This window comes from Balneola sp. (assembly GCA_003712055.1).
In the GTDB taxonomy this organism is placed as follows: domain Bacteria; phylum Bacteroidota; class Rhodothermia; order Balneolales; family Balneolaceae; genus RHLJ01.
In genome coordinates this window covers 300,973-324,292 of the sequence record RHLJ01000005.1, presented here as the reverse complement: position 1 = coordinate 324,292, position 23,320 = coordinate 300,973, and the positions used below count along the sequence as shown (strand labels likewise).

General features: G+C 41.4%; 8 protein-coding genes. All 8 read right to left on the bottom strand.

All coding sequences use genetic code 11. The features are described from left to right. Positions 1–156 precede the first annotated feature (156 nt). Positions 157–690, bottom strand: a complete 534-nt coding sequence (locus tag ED557_13300; protein ID RNC80097.1) for a hypothetical protein — start codon at positions 688–690, stop codon at positions 157–159. Continuing rightward, the gene (locus ED557_13295) at positions 691–2,214 is read right to left on the bottom strand and encodes a PDZ domain-containing protein (GenBank protein ID RNC80096.1); all 1,524 of its coding nucleotides are present in this window, start codon (positions 2,212–2,214) and stop codon (positions 691–693) included. It abuts the gene before it with no gap. Beyond that, positions 2,214–2,951, bottom strand: coding sequence for a DNA repair protein RecO (gene recO, locus ED557_13290; GenBank protein RNC80095.1), 738 nt, complete (start codon positions 2,949–2,951; stop codon positions 2,214–2,216). The genes ED557_13295 and recO overlap by 1 nt, the downstream gene beginning before the upstream one ends. Before the next feature lie 194 nt (positions 2,952–3,145). Next, positions 3,146–3,529: a response regulator gene (locus tag ED557_13285; GenBank protein ID RNC80094.1), complete on the bottom strand. Its 384-nt coding sequence runs from the start codon at positions 3,527–3,529 to the stop codon at positions 3,146–3,148. Between the two features lie 12 nt (positions 3,530–3,541). Then, complete coding sequence (locus tag ED557_13280; GenBank protein ID RNC80093.1) at positions 3,542–12,646, bottom strand: DUF2341 domain-containing protein; 9,105 nt, start codon at positions 12,644–12,646, stop codon at positions 3,542–3,544. Next, on the bottom strand, positions 12,646–19,818 hold the full coding sequence (locus ED557_13275) for a DUF11 domain-containing protein (GenBank protein ID RNC80092.1): 7,173 nt from the start codon (positions 19,816–19,818) through the stop codon (positions 12,646–12,648). The genes ED557_13280 and ED557_13275 overlap by 1 nt, the downstream gene beginning before the upstream one ends. A gap of 91 nt (positions 19,819–19,909) precedes the next feature. Continuing rightward, positions 19,910–22,642 (bottom strand): DUF11 domain-containing protein, encoded by a 2,733-nt coding sequence (locus tag ED557_13270; protein ID RNC80091.1) that lies wholly within the window; start codon positions 22,640–22,642, stop codon positions 19,910–19,912. A 4-nt stretch (positions 22,643–22,646) separates the two neighbouring features. Continuing rightward, complete coding sequence (locus tag ED557_13265) at positions 22,647–23,132, bottom strand: DUF11 domain-containing protein (GenBank protein RNC80090.1); 486 nt, start codon at positions 23,130–23,132, stop codon at positions 22,647–22,649. Positions 23,133–23,320 lie beyond the last annotated feature (188 nt).

The following is a 23,320-nucleotide window of genomic DNA, read 5'->3' as shown; positions in this document are numbered from 1 at the left end:
TGTAGAAGGCGGGCGAAGGCAGGAATCTAAATTTAGCTTTTAAACTCGTATGTTGCCTTTAACAACAATCTAGATTCCGGCTTTCGCTGCGGAATGACTTGTCTATCATTCAAGATTAGGTTCTTATCTCGAATTGAGATTAAAATAAAAATGCGATTAAAAACTACTCTTATACCCTTCTGAAGAAGAAAACTCACCCCAATATCTTGGATGCCCGGTAAAGCCTGTTTCAAGAACTGAAGCTGCTTGTGCCCGAGAGATTTCAACTTTAGCAAAGCCTCTGTAATACCCATCAACTTTAGTAGCTAGTGACTCGGTTAGAGTTGATTCAAGCTCAACCCCAGTATGAGCAGTTCGCAGGATAATGATAAAATCCGTATTCCCTACATTTGAAGAACCTCCTTGATCCAATTCAACACGGATATTTTCTGTTATTTCCCCGATATTTTTTCCAAGGGTAGTTCTTGCTTTAAGCTCTGCACGTTCAATAGCTGTAACAGAATCAGCGGAAACCGCCGTTGCAAACCCATGATAAGCAACACCATCAGCAAAAAAGCCTGATTGGTTATACCACCCAGGGAAAATAGAATTAGAAGTACTATTTGTAGTGCCAACTGTTGGAGCTGAAGATGAGCATGACACTATAAAAAGAGTAATTATAGAGAGTACCCCGTAAGTAAATTTGTTCATTTAATTCCTTTCTAGCTCTATATAACCCTTTGCGTTTTCTTCATTTACTACTTCAAGGATTACCGAGCGTTGATCAATTAACTTTCGGGAAATAAGGTCTTTTAAAGATTGGATATCTTCAACTGTTTCTTCATCAACTGCTAAAATTTTTTGATTTTCCCTTAAACCCCTGTTCCATGCCTCCGAATATTTATATACATGGCTGATTATCAAATCGTATTGCTTTTCATTTTCGGGTTTAACCAATGCCATTACTCTAAAGCCCAAATCAAACTCTTCTACTTCTACCCCTGAGTTATCTCCTTCGGGAATTTCATTTGATTCGACGGGTTCATCTGCAAATACTAATTCATCTTCCGGTTCTGGCTCAAGCATCTTAAGCAATACACTTGTTTTAAACTCTCTTCCCTTTCTCCATACCAATAGATCTACAAGGTCGCCAGGACGTAGAACCGCTACTTTTTCCTGTAACTCATTGGATTCATTAACGGGTTGATCATTTACTTCGAAAACAATATCACCAGGTAATAAACCGGATAGCGCTGCAGCTCCGTCTCTACTCACTGATAGAATCTCAACGCCTCGTACTTCATCCAGCCCTAAATCTAAGGCTCTATCATAGTCTACTGATGCAATACTAACACCTAGAAGTGCCCTTTTTACTTCTCCAAACTGAATGATATCGGTAGCAACTTTGATTGCAAGATTACTAGGAACAGCAAATCCATAACCCTGGTACGCCCCGCTTTGGGAAGCAATAGCAGTATTAATTCCTACAAGTTGCCCACTTGTGTTAACTAATGCTCCACCGCTATTTCCTTTGTTTATGGCTGCATCAGTTTGAATAAAACTCTCGATGCGCATTCTATCATTAATAATCTGTACATCTCTACTTAATGCGCTCACAATACCTGCCGTTACTGTTGATCGAAGTCTAAAAGGATTACCAATTGCCAGCACCCATTCTCCAACATCAACACTGTCGCTATTACCTACTGTAACGGCCTGAAGTCCATTGGCATTAATTTTAATAACAGCTAAATCGGTACTAGGATCCTGCCCTACGAGTACAGCATCAAATTCTCTTTTGTCATTTAGAACTACTTTGAGTCCATTTCTAACAGCTCCTTCAATTACATGATAGTTGGTGAGGATATATCCATCGTTTGTAATTACTACTCCCGAGCCTACCGTACGAGCTCTTCTTGGAACAATCCTGTCCCAAAGATTTTCAGAAAAACTATGATTCTCATCATCTGGTACATCTACGGGTATTATAGTCTCGATATAAACTACCGTTGGAGTTACTTCTTCAGCAATTGCTTTGAAAACAAACCGGGTATCATATTTTGCGAGTTCTTCTTCGCTTATAAAGGGCTTATCACTTTTCTTAACCTCGGTTACTTTAACCTCAGAAAGAGGAGCTAATTCTGGGTTTATGCTATATAATGCGAATATGGTTCCGATTGATACACCAACCAATACCAGGAGCAACGCGGTTAAATAAAAATCTCTTTTCTTCATTAGGAATCCTTCAAGAGCTGTTCGAAAACTACATCTGACTTACGTTCTTTAAAACCTTCAATATGATACATAAAGTAAACATCTAAATGCCGGATAAGTTGTTTTAGTTCCTGTCCGGTCAATTCAATATTGAAAATATTTTTCTGTTTTGTTTGTATTGATTGCTTTAAAAAACGCGCTTGTAAGACGGTTAACTTATACGAAAGTTCCGAATCAATTGCATTTGAAATCGAACCCTCAGCTATATTGAAGTATACAGGCATTTCCAGGTTCGTATTTTCATCGTTTAACAAAAACCCACATAACTCTGCACATCTTACCTGTATGTAGCATAGGATCGAAGCTTTGATAGCTTCATTGCCGGCCAGCCAGGGTATTAGGGTAATCAGGAATTTGTAGAAGCTTTCATTCATTTCATTTTCGTGGATAAGCTGGGCAACCAGCTCTAGCGTGGTATATAAAATGGATGCTTTTTCAAGGTCAATCCTAAACTCCTGGCTAGAAAAATGAATTGATGCTTCTGTAAGGTTTTGTACCGATCTGGATGGTTTATGATAGTAAACCACATCCAGGATGTTACCAATTTCGAGAGCTCCTCTTAGCTTATTCTTTGGTTTCTTAGCTCCTCTGGCTATCAAAGCGATTTTGCCATGCTCTTTACTCAATACCGTTATTATCTTGCTTGATTCCTGATAATCAACAGTGCGGAGAACGATAACCTGGGTATGAGTGATCATGTTTTAATTGAATATGAGCAAGGGATCGAAAAATTTTTGGGAAAGTAACCAAACTTAAATAAATGCCATTGAATTATTCACATTGTTCACTTTTCTGTTCAGTTAAGATACCATAGTGTTATTGGTTATTAGTTAATGGTTATTGGAAAGATGATTCACCAATAACCATTAACTAATAACTATTGCGTAGCAATTCAGTAGCATTTATTTAATACCTCATCAATAGTCTGCTTTAAATCATCAGGAGAAACCGGCTTTTTCAACATTTTTGTAGCTCCAAGTAGTTGAGCCCTTTCTTTTACCTCCTCATTTGTTACTGATGACAGATAAATGAATGGAATCGTATCCTCAAAATTCCTTCTTACATAATCTTTAAATTCAAATCCATCCATTCGAGGCATTTCAATATCAGATACAATCAGTTTAGGTTTTATATGCTGCAGCATATCAGCTGCTTTGCGGCCGTTTTCAAATACCATGACCATGAAGCCTTTGTTTTGAAGCACCCGACTTATCAACATACGATAGGCAATATTATCTTCTACTATGAATACGAGTGGTTTATTATTGATCGTCATTACTCTCTTTTTTTAATCGTCAATTTTTACTGTGAATGATACTATGCCTGTTTGGCCGGGGTCTAAAGTCCCTGTAAAGGTCCAGCGAACCGTACCCATCGATCCGATACTTGGAGCTGTAATCGTACAATTTGTGATCCCAGTTGGTAACGTACCACAGCTACTTGATAAATAAGTGGTGTAGTTAGGGATTACGTCGGTTATTTCGACCTGGGTTATCGGTTCGTCACCCAGATTTTCGTAATTGATAGAGTATACTAAAGTAGCACCAGGTAATGCTTGTGGCTTATCTACTGATTTAAGGATTACCAAACCTGCCTGAGTAGTAGATACCGTTGTAAGATCGGTTCTGGTTAATATTTCTTGAATAGCAGGACTCGTATTACTCAATGTAAAAGTGGCCGAAACGGTTGTATTAGCTGAAGCACCATCATTTAAGCCATTTGGAGCAGTAACTGTTACCACTAAGCAAATTTGTTGATCTGCTGAAACTGATCTGGTATCTGTCGAAAGAATAATCGGTTCTCCAGAATCAGTGGTACCATTACAGTTCAAATCCTCATATAAAATCACCGGCCAATTTGGCGGATCAGGATTGAATAAATTGGTAGTAGTAAATACTACATCTCCTGCTGTTCTTGCTTCAAAAATATGTTGGTAGGAAACTGCTGCTCCCGGAAGTACAACTTTTTCACCATTAGTTAATAACCTACTTACAGATACATCGGCAAAATCTACCCCAGTGTATATTGTACCAAGTGTAATAGTGAATGTAGTTCGGTCATTAGCAATATCGTAGCTTCCACCAGTGGTACCGGCTGAGCCTCCTGTTGAGATTTTTTCAGCTCCATTCGTCTCTACTACTTTAACTGTACCACCTTCATCCACAATCGATTTAGGGACATACAGTTCATAGGTGCCATCTGCAGCAGATACCACTTGTTCAATTAAATTATCATCTCCGGTAAATGCTGTAACCGTTTGATTACCAAAACCTAACTCTCCTCCGTTTTGTAAGGCATCATTGGCAGTACCGCTTGCTACCCCGTTATCATTAAATACCGTTCCTGTTATTTTTATTCCTTCATAATCTCCAAAATCCTGGAATACAGGAAGGTTGTTTACTGTGACTGAACGCAGGTTTGGAGTTGTAGAAGTAAAGTCATCCGGATCAGTTTCTGCAGGAGTACAGATGTCAGGTGTTGGAACACTTTGACCGAAGGATTCAATTAGATCATAATTGCCGTTAAGTACATTTGTGAACTCGTATCGTCCATTTGAATCTGTAAGAACACTCTTACAATTATTTAGAGCAGTGTTATAAAGTACAATCGTCACATTTACCAATCCTGCTTCAGTAGCATCCTGGATCATGTTGTGGTTGGTATCATGAAATACAAAACCACTGATACTTACCCCTGTAGGTACCACTCTCTGGTTGGCACCAAATTCAGAAGTATTATTTGCAGCACTTATCGAAATAGCAGTAATTCGATCATTGAATGCCAATGTAGGCGAACCTGGTAAGGTGATGTTGGTACTAAAGGTACCATCACTATTTGTTGTAATAGTAGCGATATAATCCCGCCCTTCACCATGAGGTAATGTGAGCGATCCTCCAACTTCAACCAGTGCGTCGCTATCACCATCATCCTCAGCTTTATATACTTCTATAGTGTATACACCTGCTAATTTTGTAGTAGTGGTACCTACATATCCTTCTACACTAAGTACCCCATTTTCGAGAGTAGCAAGGGTGAATACCGGGTAATCAAGACCTCTGTTAGGAGTTGTTGCAGCACCTTGCAATACTCCATCATTTGGAGAAACACCATCAGCTATACTTGTAGAAGAATAGCCCACATCAATGGAAATTCCCTCATTATCATAGAAACTGTTTTGGGTAATTCTAATTCCTTCCTGTGCAGCTCCGGTTGGAGAAAGGAGTTTAATCCCTGCCCCACTTTTAGTGGTTGCTGAGGTGAAGTTGGTACCGTTACCATTGATAATGTTCTTTTCAACCAGGGATGCGGTAACATTATTTAAAATGGTAATACCTGCTATTGTATTTCCACTGATGGTGTTGTTACGAATAGTGTGCCCGCTTGAAGAACCTGAATTCGTTCCTATTTCAATACCACTACCCCCATTAGTAGCTGAGCTGCTAGAATTACCGTTATTGTAAATCAGATTCCGTTCTACTGTCCAGGTACCAAATCCTTCAACTGCATCTCCCTGAGCATTTGTTTGAGCAGTTGCCGTAATCTCATTCTTAAATACAGTAATTGTAGTATTAGCATTATCAGAATAGATACCCGATATGGTAGAAGCAGTTATATAGTTTTCCTGGATTAATGCACTAGTCGCTGAGCCTCCTGAGAAAAGAATACCTCTATTGAATCGCTCACCAAAAGTAACGGCCGCCCCATCTGCTCTCAATCCAAAGAAGTTATCTTCTATTAAACCATTTGATACAGATAGTACATTTACACCATAGAGGCTGTTATAAAATGCAGTATTTCGAACTACTACAGCTCCTGTACTATTTATTGCAAAGGCCGTTCCTCCCCTGTCATTTAAATTGACTTCAAGTTCTTTTCTTTGGAAGGGATCCAGAACAAGGTTATCTACTCCAACTGTTCCTCCAGTTCCTACGGTTCCTGTATTATCGTCTCTTACTGTAGTTGGAGCAGTGTTCTGGTAAGCAGTACCATCAATGGTTGTCAGTTGATCTGTAACAGTAGGCAAAGCTACTTGAATGGTTGTTGTCCACCAATTCCCACCACTTCCAGAGCTGTTGGTTGGAACCGCAGGAACAAATCGCATCGAATTTGCACCTGATATTTCATTAGCGTTAAGTATGAACTGATGAAGTGTTCCCTGAGCACGGCGTGAAGCAGTTCCATCTTCGTCGTCATCATCCGTATTGGTAACCACATTGAAACTGAATCCAAAATCAATACCAGTGATTCCAGTACCTGAAACTGTTCTCTTTATCACATGTTCTGCATTAGCCAGGTCAGAGCCAGTAGGGTTAGCAGGGATATTATCAGATACATCTCCTCTTCGACCTCCAAAGCAATGCCCCAGAGAGGTAGTTTCGGCAGTATTCCCTGCTCCATCTTCACATAAAGCGCCGGAAGCTGCATAGGTTTGCTCTGCCCAAGTAGTACCATTCGAAAGCTCCCCGCTTCTTGAATCCACTACAATCCAGAAATCTGCATCTTCACCAATCTGGAATGAATAACCTCCAGTATTGCTCGTTGTATCAGAAGTGACATAAACATCATCGCTACCAGTAGCTAATCCATCTCCTCCATCTTTGAATAAGTGAACTACCACATCTTCCAGTCCCTGCTGGTCTCCTGATGCATCTCCAAAATTGGTGTCTTCCTGGTATCCATCGCCTGTAATATCCTCGAAAACTGTACCTGAAATAGGAATACTGATATAGATAGCTACCGTGGAGGTATCATTCGCAATATTCGGATCGCTTTGATTTAAGCCATTGACGAATGTCTTATTAACCAATGAATCCTGGGACAACCCTGAGTTAACCGTGGTTTCAAGAACAAGAGTGGCTGAATTTCCAGTAGGGAGAGTCCCTACTTGCCAAAGATTAGTTAACTGGTTGTAAGAACCTTGACTTGGAGTAGCCTGAACAAGTGTTAATCCTGCAGGTATTGTCTCATTAATATCGAGCTCTGTTGCACTCTCAGGGCCATTATTGATAGCTATAATCGTGAAATTAACTGTCCCATTTTCTAGTGGATTAGGCTCATCAACCGTCTTAACTACCGCAATATCTGCATCCCTGGTAGTTACCACAGGATTATTGAAATCCTGATTTCTACACTGTGTGAAGTCTATATCAACTAAACGATCATCAGAATAACTGGCTGAAGTAAAGCCTCCAGTCCTTAAATCGAAAGTCGAGGTGTAGTTATACACGATGTAAGCCATATGATCGGTATCAAATGTGCCATTTCCATCAGTAGTAACATTCGATTCAAAAAGCTGGAACGGGCCAGCATTAGAAACTGCAAGGTTAGTAGCAAATTCAACCGTATTGGACTGGTTTTGTGCAAAACCAAGGTAATCTCTAACCGTACCTCCTGAACCGTTATTAAAGCCATCTATATCGAGACCAGTAAGGGCAAAATTCTGCTTAACTGGAAGTAGCGTACCTGTTTGAACTAATGTAATATTGAAATCAACGTACCCACCGCCACCTAATGCCGTGAAAAACGGGCTAAAGTTTGCTGGCGAATTAGCAAGCCCATCATTATCAATAGCGTCTAGAGTTGCATTGTTAATGGCTACTACCTGAACAAGTGCATCCACCCCTGAGGTAACATTACTAAAACGATACAGCGCATTAACTTGCAATGGAACTCCTAACTCGATAGTTGGGTTCGTAAATGAGAAGAACGGAGGCTCATTACAGGTCAAACCGGATCCAGGATCGAATACGATAATATTTACTGACCCCGAATTATTAGAGGCATTCCCATCTGTTCCGGTGTTATTGGTAAGGGTTGCTGTGTTGCTTATCGTATTACCTTCCTGACCTGCATCAACCTCGGCCTTTAGAGTGAGTGTTACCACCTGCTGACCAGATAATGTCCCAATGTCCCAGATATCTGTATTACTATCGTAAGTTCCCTGGGTAGCAGTAGCAGAAACGAAAGTTAATCCATTGGGAAGCTGATCAGTGATTTCAACATTACCTACCGAGTTACCTTGCTCATTTTTGGCTTTAATGGTATAAGTGACCGTATCCCCTACCGCCGGACTAGCAAAATCAACGGTTTTGATCACAGAAACATCGACGATATCAGAAGATGTTGGATTAGTGAAATTGTTGATCACACATGGCTCAAAATTGAAAGCGAATAGACGTTGAAGGAAGCCATTCGGTGTAGGATCTTTGATTCCGGCCCTTAACCTGAACTTTGGTTCATTAGTGTAAGTTGTAAAAGCGAGGTTGTTTGTATCGTTTGGATCAATACCAGGAACCACTACGGGTTGAGCTGATTCGAAGGTGGTAAATATTCCTTCCGTATTTTGAATAAGATCTGTATTCGTTTCTACGGTAAATGATGTAAGCCTTTGGAAACCAGCGAATTCCCTTGCACCATTAGGATCTCCATCCACATCAACGGCAGAAGCTGCAAAGGTTAAATATCTTGGATTACCGGTAACAGAATCAAAGAAGCTAATTTCGAAATCTATATACCCTTCATCTAGGCTCTTATCATCTGCTTCAATTTGTGGCTGAAACCAACCATCTACCCCACCCGATGCAATCTGGTCAAAATTCACAAGGATTGCATTATTAATAGTGATGATTTCAAACTCAGCATAAACACCAGGAGCCACTGAATTGAATCGATAAGTAGCTCCAACCTGCCCCGGACTACCACTTATTACTGTTGAACCTGTAAAGGAAAGAATTGGTATTTCGTTACAATTAGCAGGATAACCAGGGGTTACCACATCAATAAGTTGTGATACCGTATTATTTGCAGCATTTGGATCGGTTTGAAGAACCGTATTTACATCCGCTGAATTCGTAATCTGGCTTCCCTCAGTACCTGCATTTACTGATACCACAAGACTAAGTGTTTCTGTTACTCCAACGCCAAGGTTGCCAATATCCCAGATACCTGTACTATTATTATATGTTCCTGCTGTTGGAGTGGAAGCCTGGAATGTTAGCCCCGTTGGAATCTGGTCTATTATAGTCAACCCAGTCGCCTGTTTAGGGCCATTGTTTGTTGCAGTAATAGTAAATGTTAATAGCTGGCCTTCCAGGGCTGTATTATCATCTACAGTTATTCCCAATGCTATATCTGCTGACTCAGGTACTACGGTAATACCTGATGAAGCCGAATTATTTGAAAGATTTGGATCGGTTTCACCCAAAGAGGTAATAGACGCAGTATTTGTTATGGTTTGACCAAGCGTACCACCATCTACCGAAACGTCAATTGATAACGTAGCTGAATCTCCAGCAGCGATATTCCCAACGGTCCAGATTCCAGTGCCATTAACATAACTTCCCTGTGAAGCTATCGCACTGAAATAGGTAACTCCTGCAGGTAATTGATCCGTAACCTGGATATTAGTAGCTGGGTCAGGACCCAGGTTTTTCACTTTCACTGTAAAAACAACCGTATCAGCTTCAACAGGAGTGGATATATCCACAGTTTTACTGATTTCCAGGTCAGGTTGTGGAGGTTCGATGATTTGGATTGGATAATCTTCTACCTCTCCATCTGTAGCCCAACCCGTAGGACTTGCAACATCGTTGGCATTACTGGCAATTCTAAATCGAGCATGTGTACTTCCCGTAACTGTTCCACTAATACCACTCCAATTAAGAACCACGCTCCCACTTGAACATATAGCTGAATCAAATTCTTCAGTATCAAAGCTGTTAGATTGATCGAAATCAATCCATCCACCTACATAATCACCATCAGTACATACAAGCGTAGTGCTATATTCTGTTTGAGCGGTATTGAGACTTGCCAATACAGAGATCGCATCTTCATCATCCCCATTACCAATACCTGTAGACTCCGTGTCATCACCATTTGAACTGGTACTTATCGCTCCGTTTCCGTCTCCATCAACAGTAGCTCCAAAGAACACCGTATTCGGACTTGTATTATTCAATAAATGAAAAGCTGGTGGTACTGATCGTGAACTATAGGTAGTGTTATAAGCACTTGGGGCATCACCGAAATCAGCTACAATACCCATTCCGAGGAAGATATTATCCGGATCTGTAGCAACCTTTCTTATTTCAATCCGCTCTACACCTGGTTGATCTATTCTAAACCAAATAGGAGTTGAAGAAGAGGCACATGACGGATTTGCGGATAAAGTTGGTACAAATTCAATGGTTTCATTCCCATTGGTATAGTTTAAATTCACAGTATTAGTACAAACACCGCCATCTGTACCCTGGCCAGTAAGCCATCCACTCAAATCAATTCGTTGATTACCCCCATCAAATGCTTCCATAGTATAGGTAGTAGCTCCACTATCTGGTCGTAAACGATTTAATGAGAATACAATAGCGTCAGAAGGAACAGTAGAAGGAATAACTATATCGAAAGAAGTTGCATCACCTGAAGCTCCGGACGGATTCACCTGTGGCCCATTAAGCTGATCGCCTGCAAAAACACCGCTATCCCATTGTTGCAAAGCATTTGGTGAGAAAGTGGCATTTGCTCCTATAGCATTTATAGTACCAATTACCAATCCACCTACTTCGGCAGTCATAGTAGTACCACCAAAACTTCCATCAAAACAAGCCCAGGCTACATCTTGCCCATTTAGTATAGGACACGGATCAGGGCCGAATCCTGAGTTAAACGGCAGTTGATTACTAATCTGCACATTGGAAAACGCTGGAGCGTCATTGCCAGCTAAATCCTGAACCGGGCTTGGATTTATAGCTGTGGTATAATCAAGCGTTACATTATCTCCCGGAGAGACTGCTGATTGTAAAGTCAGGAATACTTTATCTCCTGTAATTGAGGCGGAGCTGATATTTTCGATGATACCATTTACCCTGAGGACATAGTTGAATACTATTGGCACTGAGCTTTCATCTAGTGCTTCGTCATAGTCCAGGATAAGTAAATCGTCTTCTACTAAAGCTAATATCAGAGATGGAGGAGTTGTATCAACTGGCCCGGTTAATTCTCCGAAAACTTCTAATGAGTTAGGCCCTACATTTCCATCATTATCGGTTGCTGAAACTACATAGTAATAAGTAGTACCAAGAACTACCGTATTGTCGATGTAGGTGTAAGAAGGACTTTCGTCGTCAGGAAGTGTTCCTATTTGCACATAGCCTGATCCTTGCGAAGTAGATCGTTTAATCGAGTAAGATGTAACACCGCTTCCTGTTTCATCTACATCATCAAAAGAAACCTGTAAATCGACACTGCTTGCTACCAGATTCACATTTCCGGGAGTAGATGGAGGAATTATATCTGCCTCGGCTCCAACTGTGATGAACGTAGCCGGATTATTCTGGTTGTTGTATTCCGTTTCAATCCAGTTTGCAGGACGAGCCACATTTGAAATCCTGAATTCATCCATATCACCGTTGAAGTTATTAGAAGGACCTTGGTTTCCATCAAAGCCAGCTGCTTCTGAACCTACTCCAATAAATCCAAATCGAGTATTACCTGTACCAAAAGTCACCCCTTGGGCTGTGTTTACATCTTCTACCCCGTCTATATATATGCGAAGAGCACCGTTATCATAAACACCGGTTACATATCTCCAGTTGCCATCATCAACTCTTGTTGTTGAGCCAAAATCAATTTGCCCCGCACTGGTTAGTAAATCCCAACCTATCTGACCATCTCCTCCACCATTACCATTTACTTCCAGTCTCCAATATTCATTTCTATCAAATGAGCCAATAACCTGGTTTCCTGCAACCGATGTCCTTAACCAGGTTGAAACAGTAATTTCAGCTTCAGTTGTACTAGCATAGCTATCATTAAGAGCTATGTAGTTATCCACTCCATCAAAATTCTGAGCATCCCCAATCTTTCCCGTGGCATTTATAGTACCACTATTAGTACCGTCATTTCCGTTCGGAGAAGCATCCGTAAAAGTACTTCCCAAATGATATACGCTTCGAAATTGATTCGACCAGGTATTGGCCGATGACTGATTGGTTGTAGCTCCGGAATTTCCATACCACATATATATGGTCTCCCCTGCTGTTGATACCGTTGGCACTTTCACCCAAACTAACAGTTCACCTACTGCCGAATTATAACTCTCAAGTTCATGATCCAGGATAGTTGTACTTCCTGGGCTTGTGGTGAATACGATGTCAAAGCCATCTGAACGGGCTTTGCTTGCTAAATCACTATCGGTAATACTTACCAGTACAGGGAAGTCGGTATGTGAGCCAACTACCTGAGCTGAGTTGATGGTGATCGGTTTATAGTAATTGTACCCTGCCAGTTGAGCGAATCCTGATGTCGAGAATAATCCCAAGAGCATCAAACACCCAATCAGTGATATGCGTGTACGTTTCATTGTTTTACCCAGTATTTTTAATCCCTTTTCCATCACTGTTGCCCCCGCGGTCTGTTTAGAAACTCGATGTTTCTAAGGTTGATGGAATCTGCATTTCTATATTCTATTCTGATTGATTTACCTTCAGTATCAATGGTTCCGGGACTTGAGGTAATTCTATTACCGTCAACGCCCCAATCCACCAGATAATCGCGCATTGCAATCATTCTCTGCGCATCCGTTCTGCTACCATCTCCAATTAATTCAAGATATACGGATGGGTTATTTCGCAAGTAAGAACCAATTCTTGAAAGTACGGCCTGCGTCTCATTATCAAGTGCCGTAGAACGTGGAGTGAAGTTCACTCGATCCGGTACTACATAACTCTGAGACAGATCCTGGATCAATTCATAATCTTCTCTGGACTTGAGGATTCTCAACATGCTTTCGATCAAAGCAGGAACCTCAGGGTTGTTTGCAAATTTGATGTCATCCTTTTGAGTATGGAAAGTCAGGTTATCAGCACCTGTGTAGTTGAAGCGTACCGTATTATTATCTCCAGCAACTCCACGGATAAACATGAATCGAGAAATATCAGCACCACTTCTTGTTAACTCATCCATAATTGCATTTTGAAGAGCGGTAAATCTCAGATCATTTGGTAACCCGATAGTCACGTTAACAGTCGGATATCTTTCAAGAGCTATAGCTATTCGCTCTATGATGTACTTGTTAAGGAAGCTCAACTGAGATGAATTAGAGTTTAAATTCAGGTTGGCTGGTACTGCATTATGCTCCATCTTAAAGATGTAATCCCATCCGCCAATTCTTGCTGCTTTTTGCTGTACCTGAACATCTTCGATTTGATCAACGAAGGTAACTCTGCTGTTGAGCTCATTCAGGTCGAGTTCTACCTTACGCTCTAAAGCCATTTCTACAATGTTTTCACCTGTAGATTCTGTCTCACCAAACTTATCAATGATCAGCTTTCTATCCTGTACACCCGCAGCAATTAAGTAAGCACGTGCAGCTTTTGAACGGCGATCTGATAGTGCCAGGTTGTAATCGTTTGAAGCTTTGGTGTCGGTGAAACCAGAAAGATTGATCTTGTAATCATCCTGCTCCATAAGGAACTTGGCCACTTTATCAAGCATTTGAGCAGTTGCCTGATTGATGTACGACTTATCATTATCGAAGTGAATCTGACGTGGCAATAATACATAGGTCTTGAGTGGTTCGTACTCGAAGTCAGCCGCAGTAAGAATTACCGGAGTCAACTCATGCCCAGGAATGTCGATTGGCATTGTTTTGAGATCCATTGTCTTGTCGCATGGAATACATGTCAAATACAAGCTTTCATCAATGATGTTTGAACCTCTTCGTGGAGCAAGATTTCTAAATACTCGCTCGTCAAACTTGTAAGCAAAACCTAAATAAGCCCCCGGTTGAGTATAGTTGTTCTCTGCGAGATCCTGGTCTTCGTAACCAAAAAAATTAAAGCCTGTAGCCAGACGAAGGTTTGTAGCAACCAGATACCCTACTTCAATTCCTAAACCGTAGTCTTTCGTGGTGAAATCACTATTCGCAAGAATACTTGCATTAATACCAGCATCCCATCTTTCATTTAAGTCATATAATGCCCTACCTGAAACTAGTTCTAGGAAAGACTCAGATCTCAACTGATCATCATTTTCTAATGAGTATTTAGCTCCTACCCTTCCTGAAAGAACCAGATCAGAAGTTGGGTGGTAGTTTGCATGGCTCGTTAGTACATGAGCAGTTCTAAAGAATCCGGAAGCTACTGTTTCATCCTTTTGATACTTGAATTCATATCGAAATAAAGCATCAAACATATTGGTGTGAGAATCGCGGTAGGCCGCGCCAACCTGGAAACGCTCCTGGAGTTTGTTGATTCCTGAATTTCCTGTTTGAGTACTTATCGAAATGATGTTTCTACCCAGGAAGGTCCAATCATTATTGATTTTCAAACCATAACCAAGCGTATTTAAGTAGGTATCGCTATTTACTCCAAAGCGTGCTTCTGCTCTGGCCGATCCCTTCCAGTTCTCACTTCCTGTATACTCCACTGATGTTGAAATCGCCGTTCCGTCATTTCTGTTCGGGCCCATTACCGTGAAAATTCTTTCAAATCCAGCATTCAACCCTAAACCTTCACGAAGTACGAACTTATTTCTCAACCCGATCGAAGCCTGTCCTGATCTTCCATCGTTGGCATCATTCATTCTGTATTCACTGAATACTCTACCATTCTTCATGTAGCTGGCATCAATACCAAACACCGTATTATTTCTCTGAGCGTTGCTTTGAAGGGTATATCTTCCAGCTGCAGTTGAAGCAAACTCATGTTTGAGATATGCCTTTCCTATATCTCTAATCTTATAATTAGCTCCCAATCCAATAGTTTTTCTATCAGCTGCATTTAGATCCTGCTCATACTCACCAAAGGCAGATGCTCCAGTAACGAATGGAATCTTCGAAGTTACTTTACTTCTTAAGTTGGTATTGGTCACATCACCTGAAGAACTATTGGTTTGCTCTGTATACCTAATACCAAGCTCTGCATTAACCGAACCACCAATTGATTGTCTTAAACCAACTAAAGATCCAAGTGTTTGGTCTCCGGTAGTATCATTTCTGGTTAGAAGGAATTCTGCATTTAATTTTGTGCTCTTTGAGATATCAACCCGCCCTCTGGCACGTGCCTCCGTTCTGGACTGACCTAATGAAGCTCCTTTATTATTAAAGTTTTCATCTGAACGACCTACTTGTCCTCGAATCTCATAACCTGATCCTTTATGCTGAACTTCAACTCTGGCGGCATTACCTGTTCCGAATTGATCCGAAATAGTTCTTACTGCTTCGGCTATAACTTTTGTATTATCTCCGAGTTCAAATTTCAGATTACTATTAGCCATGGTAAACTCGTTGTTCGGATTGTTATCCTGAACAACACCTGCGCCAATGTTAAGACCTTTTGTTACTTCAAGACCTCCGCTTACCCCACCTATTAAATAGCGCTCTGAATCATCTTCTACCTCATAGGTTGCCCGGATGTAAACTGGATTGAAATCACTATCTACGCTGAAGATTGGGTTTCTGAAAGTAATAGTCCCCGTAAATGGATCAATTACATAGTCGGTAAATCTGGTTAAACGCTCCCTGTTTAATATTAAGCTTGGGTCATTTGGTACACCTAAAGTATCCAGCCCAACAACTTGTTCTCTGTCATATGTAATGATCTCAATGATTTCACTATTGTCGATAAGATCATTATCGGGGAGCTCATATCTTGAAATACCCTGCGCTCTGAACTCCCTGACTCTTCGAGCGGATACTGCACTTACCCCAAAAGCATCAACCGAAACTCTTCCTTCTTCAATGTGAGTCCTAACTCCGTTTTGAGATCGGGTATATCCTCCAAGTTGAACATCAGGGTTATTTTGTTGGGTAATGAAATCTCCATACAGTACATATGTTTTCCCACGATCGAGTCTTAGGTATAACCTTCCTGAAGATTGAGCATCGAAACCTTTAATTGATGATTCTCCATATACCGGATAGAATTCCTCAGGACGGATATCGCGGAATAAACGCTGTTCTTCTTGTTTTTCGGAATCGTATCCGGCAGTAAGAAGTGTTTTACCTGAGACTTTACCTTTTAAGAAGAACGCAAAACGACCATCAGCAGTAAAGTTATTCATGCTGTATGAAAGCTCTTTTAACTCTCTTTCGAATCCGTCATTATCAGCTGCGCTAGTAATATTCAAAGGTTCTCTGAATCGAAGAGTACCTTCAATAATACCCGCAGCGATCATTGGGCGTAAGTCTGGCAGGAATTCTACTTTCGCTTCTCCATATATAATACCTACCGAAGCTCTTACCTTCACTGATTTCGGTTCAATAGTAGAACGTAGCTCAAATTGAGCTTCTCCATTTTCAACAAATACCTGTGTACCTGGTTCGCTTTGATCTAAATCTGGTACTCTCCAAATACCAAATTCATTATCGAGAGTTAATGGCATTCTTGAGCCAATAGTCAATCCTGATTCATCTTCCAGTCGAACATTAACAAGAGCAAAAGAAGTACCATCAGCCTGTACATTATTCCGTGGTACAGTTACCACAACCTTAGCAAGCTCGCCCGGAGTAAGAATCTGTATACTCTTTGAAGCTCGAATATTTCCAAAAGGATCACCTTCAACCAGTTCTATGGTATTAATACCTGGCTTGAGATCTAAACTCACATATTCCCAAACCTGAATCCCTTTATCTGCTAATGTAGAACGCTGACCTATTCTATTAGACCCAATTACTTCCCAATTTACAAACAGATCAAATAAAGCACCCATCTTTCCTTTTGCCCAAATGGTTACTTTTTCACTTTTCAGAGTATCACCGTCCGCAATATTTATAATATCCAGTTCTTGATCGGCATCCAGAATAAGCTCTTCAATAGACTTCGATAAAACATTTAGAGTATCTGTTCCAACCGGATTAAGAACGTTTACTTCCTCTCCCGGTGTAGCAGCTCCTCTTTCAATAGTAACTGCTCTCTCATTTCCAATAGTACCACTTGCCTTGCTTGAGTTTCCTCCACCTCTTGCCCTATCATTCAATGAGAAGTTTTGCTTAAGCGATTTAGAAAGACCATCCCCTTGTTTCTCTTCCAGTAATGCTTTTCGCTGATTGATTTCTTCTGTTATCTCAGCACTACACTCACATACTGCAAAATCAGCACGGTGAAGTTCTCCTTTCTTAACATCAACAAATCGACTACTTGGATCAAAAGCATGTCTGTTGTCAAGCACTTTCATTTTGGCTCCAACAGGAAGGGAATAATTATCCAGCTTCAATACGTGCTTATTAGGATTGATTGCATAGAAGGTGTACGTACCATTGCTATCAGTAATCACATAATTACCATTTTCCAGGTATAACCTTACCCCTGGGATTCCAAGCTCAGAACCGTCCTGCATGTTGTCTTCATCACAATCCATGAAAACCTTACCTATAATTAAGGCTTCATCTGAGAATACACCCCCACGTACTTCTACCTTAACTTTAGCTTCATTACTGGTTTTCACAACGAGCTCATCACTTCGTACTACCGCCACGTTAATTCCCTCACTTCTCTCTGAACCTGGCCCCAGATACACTCTATAGGTAAGTTTTAAGGTCTGCCCCGGATCAATACTTCCAATCATGAATTCTAAATCAGGACCTACTCCTCCATCCGGGTCAGTAAGTTCAATTCCATCAAGCTTCGCAGAACCTGGCTGGTACTCAAATCCAAATGGCAGCTTATCAAACACACTTAGATTCTCAATGGTATTAACCGCCTGACTCTTAAGTGTAATAGTGTAATTAATAAAGTCACCTATCTCAGCGACCGACCTATCTACTGCTTTCGTAGCTAATAGTACTCCTAAAGCCTGCGGGTCAAGAGGAATATCAAAGTCCATTCCAACAGGGTCTCCGGTAATTTCAAAATCAATTCCGAACGAAGCGTTTTCATCTAACACCCGATCGGCTGGTAAGGAATCAATAGGTACAATTGAACTGAAAGTATAGCCTGTTGGTGGGGTAACTTCGAGACGATAAACACCCGGTTGCAGGAATGGGAACCTGTATTTTCCGTTAACATCACTGGTTGAATTACTAGGAGCTTCTTCTTTACCATTGGCCGTTCTCACTAGCGCAGGTTGTCCGGGATTACCTCCGTTGTTGGTACCATTTACATCGATAATTACTACTTCGGCCCCTTCTACAACTGCGTTTGTTTCGCTGTCGAAAACGATACCAAATGGATCAACCATTACTTCTGCAGTAACAGATGCTCCAATTCCACCTTCAATACCAGCACAAGCAAGAATAGCCTCAATTACATCATCTTCAATCGTTTCTTTAATTTTGTTGTCTCTTATTACCGGATGAATTGAACCGTCTCTTGTAGGAATTTCTTCCTGGATTCTAAACACAGCTGTGTTTGGTCCTGTTTCAACACCTACATAAAATTCCTGATCACCTGTACCTTGAGATCTAAGTTCGATATCAACAATCTCTATCTCATCCCTTCTCTCGTTACATGCAGAAGCTGTTGCCTGGATATGAAGAGGTTCTCCGATTCCTGAAGTTCCTGTTTCCTCATCAAAATCATTATCCGTAAAGTAGTCGATGCTGGCTGTTACTCCCGGAAGCTCAAGAATTACATCGTTCGAAGCAGCAGCAACGGTAATGTCACCTTCAGGATCAACAAAAGATACTTCTGCAATATTGATGATAGAATCGGAAGCAGTCTCGTTGATCATCACTTCAAAAGAAGCTTCGAAAGTTTCTCCTACTTCTAAGGAATCATAACCGATACCAATAACATGTACCTGTGTTAAATCCTCAGGCAGAGTAGTAGTGTATTCAAAGTCTTCGCCTTCATTTATTTTGTAATATGGTGTTCCACCTGGAACATCAGTGAATGAAACAAAAGTTAGATTTGCAGGAATTGAATCAGTAAGTATTACTTTTTCTGTGGTACTTCCATCAACAATGATTTCCCGAGGTAGTGCCGTTAAATCACCGACATTCTCTCCCCTCAATCTATACTGGAAGTTATCTCCTCTCTCTATGTCCTCCACTCCGATCTGTTCCTTTTCCAGGTCTATGATTGCTCCAATCTGAATGGTGATAGAATCTCTATTAATAATAGTAAGCCCAGCTTCTCTGGCAGTTGCCTCAAATACCATAATCGAAGTCTGAATTGCTCTGTCTTCATCTACACTAATCCATCCGATATAGCTCGTCTCAAATTCCTGACCCGGTTCAAGAACTACTGAGGTTGTAATGGTATCGGTATTCGCAAGTGCTTTGCTTTGCCCAACAAGAGAAGTGTTAGTCCATGCAATATCCTGCATATCAAAATCATCTCCTGAATCATTATATCCTTTGATATCTATCGTGAGTGGAACGGTACCATCATTCCGAACATAATGGCTAAACTCTACGCTTCTGCCTCTAAACTCAGCGATAGAGTTGTTTGGCCAAAAGTTGAACTCCAGGATCCCATCAACGATAACCATTACTTCGTTTGAGTAAGCGTCCTGTTCCTCCCCTCCTTCCAAGTAGGTAGCCGAAACCTGATTAACGATTTCCTGACCAGGAGGCGGAGTCTCTTGTGCATAGATCTCTCCCACAACGCCGAAGAAGGCGAACATCAAGAAGCTGATATGTAGGAAAAATCTATTCACTAATTGTTTTTAAAGAGAAGCAGGGCTACCAACCCCACTTCCATGTCTGGGTTAAGAATTAGTTATCGACCACCACAGCAAATTCAATCGTGAACTTGTGGGTAGGTTGAAGTGAAGTTGCCGTCACTTTTACCGTTCCTGTCGCACCAACGCCTGGATTAGCTCCATCAAGGGCTAGTCCTGTGATTGGACCTACATTTTCAGTTACTGTCGCAATGGAAGCGATTGTGGTATAGGAAGGCACCACATCCTGAACTACCAGGGTGGTAATTGGCTGAGAACCATCATTCACTACTTCAATTCTGTACCATACCGTATCACCGGGGAATACATTGAATTGGTTTTTCGTGTAGGTTCCAGGAGAACCATTTGCATCAGGCGCCTGGAATTTCTCGATAGCAACCACACCAAGCTGTACTTCTGTCTGGTCATTGTTTACTGCATCAGCTAAGCCAACAGTACCCTGATCAGAAATAGTGATGGTTGTGGTTACTGTAGCACCATCATTAAGAGCAGTACTGGCATTTACGATAACGATAAATCGTACCTGATCACCGAAGCTTAATGATCCAATAGCAGCTGGAAAGTCAACAGAGCCTGAGCTGGCTGCATTTGTTAAAAGGGAATCGGCACTAGTTACAGCACCATCTTCATCAGTATCCCAATAAACTACGGCACCCCAACCCGATGGAACCGAGTTAGCTAACTCAATATGGAAGTCAGTATCTGTACCATCATTCTCTGTTACGTTACTATTCACCGTAAACGTATGGATGTAATCCACCGAACCACCAGGAGAAACCACACCGGTTTGCGAAGCAGTAAGCGAAATACTGCGGACGGTGTTTACTGTTACTCGTTCATGTTTAACATCGATAGCACCGGATGTCTGTGATAGAGCACGTACATAAATCTCATTATCTCCTGGTGCAAAACCAGCGGGAATATTTACGGTAAGGTTTACTTCAGCCGAGTCTCCAGATGCGATTGGTCCTACATCCGTAATGATGGAATTACCGTTATTTGGATCGCGGAAGTTAGCCGTCCAGTTAGTTGGAAGAGCATCTGTAACCGCAATGTCACCAGCTGCAGTAGTATCGATACCATAATCAAGCTTGTAGGTATCCTGTTGGTTACTGGTATTGGTAATCCAAAGACTGAAAGTTACCGTGTTGTTTGGATTGGTTGTAATGGTGGTAACCGGATTGGTTTCAGGACCTTGCCCAACACCTGTTCCTGTTCCAATAGCACCATTGTTGGTGATATCAACCGTAGGTACTCTAATACCGTCTAACTTGTCCACGTGGAAATCACTCTCACTTGGATCATTCTGTGAAGTAAGTGTTTTTACTACCGAATAAGGTCCTCCACTTACACCTGAAGGCAAGTTTACCTGGAGAATTACAACAATAGTATCACCAACCGCTACTGGCCCTGTATTGAAAATACCACCAGAGCCTACTGTAAATGGCGAAGTGGGTTCGTCATTAGCATCCGCCTTAAAGAAGGTAAGCGTTGCACTCGGTGGAAAGGAGTTGTTTGACAACGTGATATCGTAGGTATCCGTTGCAGTTCCCTGGTTCACGAATTTGTTAACAAAGTTAACAATTTCACCCTGATCTACTTCTCCAATGCTAACTGTATCAGCTCCTACTGACTCAATATCATAGTTTTCGTCAACGATAATATCGGCAGCGTTGGTAGTGGTAGGAGTTAGAGCATCGTCATGAGAATATGATCCTGTGTTGAGAATGGTATTCCCTTCAGTACCTGCATCTACGGTAACTTTGAAGCTTATCGTACCAGATGCACCCGAGTTGATACTAGCAATAGCGATGATTACCGAATCTGCTGTTCCAGTATCATCGAACTCGTAGGTAATACCCGAAGCGGTTTCGCCAGTTCCTGCATCCGTTAACGGAATACCAGCTGCACCAGACCATACCCCTGAACCAGCAACATAGCTTACGCCTGCTGGAAGCGGATCTTTAATTACAAGATTAGTTGCATCTGAGTTACCACCACTTTCCGCATAGGAAAAAGTGTACGTTACGGTATCTCCAACTGCCACATTCTGTACACTTCGGTTCTTCTGAACATTAACTACCGCATCCTCATCTACTTGAGTCGTATTTGTAGTTGAGTCCGCCTGGGTAGCATCGAAGTCAGAGGTAGCTTTAATCTGGAATGTTTCGATGTCTCCATCGTTCGCAGTAACCGGTACATCCGCCACAATTACGATACCGTAGGTAAACGGATTACCACCAATGTTTCCCGGGAAGGAAATATTTGGGGTTTCGAATATCTCAGTAAAGTTATCCGGTGTCCCGTCAAAGTCGGTATCCGGATAGATCCTGATATTATCGAAATCGAAATCCCCACTACCCTCCAGGGTGGTAAGGTCGAATTTATCGGTCCCGTTACCAGTGTTGGTAATGGTATGTGGGAAAGTTACCTGACCACCAGGACTCACGGTTTTGGAAATACCCGCGTTAATGGTCACACCTGCAATTTGCTGTACAATGGTTTCTACAGTGTTAGAAGTAACCGATTGTCCAGTTCCAGTGTTATCAACATAGGTTGCACTTGCCTGGTTACCGATAGCTGTTGCTGCCGGAGGCACCTGGGCGAATACATCAAGGGATGTAACGCCTAGTAAAACGCCGAAAACCAGAAACAACCCCGCGAGGCGTGAAGCCAAGCTGCTTGTTCGTCGTGTTTTATGTGTATACATGGATTCTATCCTGTTTAGGTTTAGAATTATTGATTTATTGTTTGTTTGATTTTCCATAAGACTAGTTATCTATCACCTTAACTCTGGCGACAAGAATGACTTGTTCCCCCGCATCGAGTGACGGAACCAACCAGCGTAGTCGGCGGTATTCGCGCCCCGGAACCTCTTCAGTCACTGTGGTTCCGTCAGGTTGTCGCACTTGACGAGTTAAGGGTAGTCGTTGGAAAGTGTTGCCAGTATTGGAGAGGCTGGCTCCCTCTAAGCTTGGGCTTGCGGTCTCAAGCAAGTACTCCATCCCTATCGGAATTGGAAGTACAGGCATGAGCTGCGATATGCTATTGCCCAAATTGTTTGTGTAGGTAAGCCGGTATTCGATGAGATCACCCGGTCTTACTTCAGTAGTTTCGGTTGCTATTTCTTCACCAGCTTCGTTAGTGGTGATATTGTAAACTTGGAGAATTGATGAGACTCCGTTTTGCTGCTGAGCTAAAACTTGTACAGTTGAACCCAGACATAGCAATGCCAAGAGAATTAACTTAGTTTTCATGGTACCTATTTTTTGATTGAAGTTGCATTCATTTTCTGTACATAAAGAAAATACCACATGCCCCCTCCAGAGCGGGTTAGATTGGACTAATAAAGACCCTACAAAAAGCTCGATTAATATTAGAGAAGCTTAATAAAAGTAAGCTCCTAGGTTATTTAAAAGCAATAAATAGCTTAATGAAGAAAAAT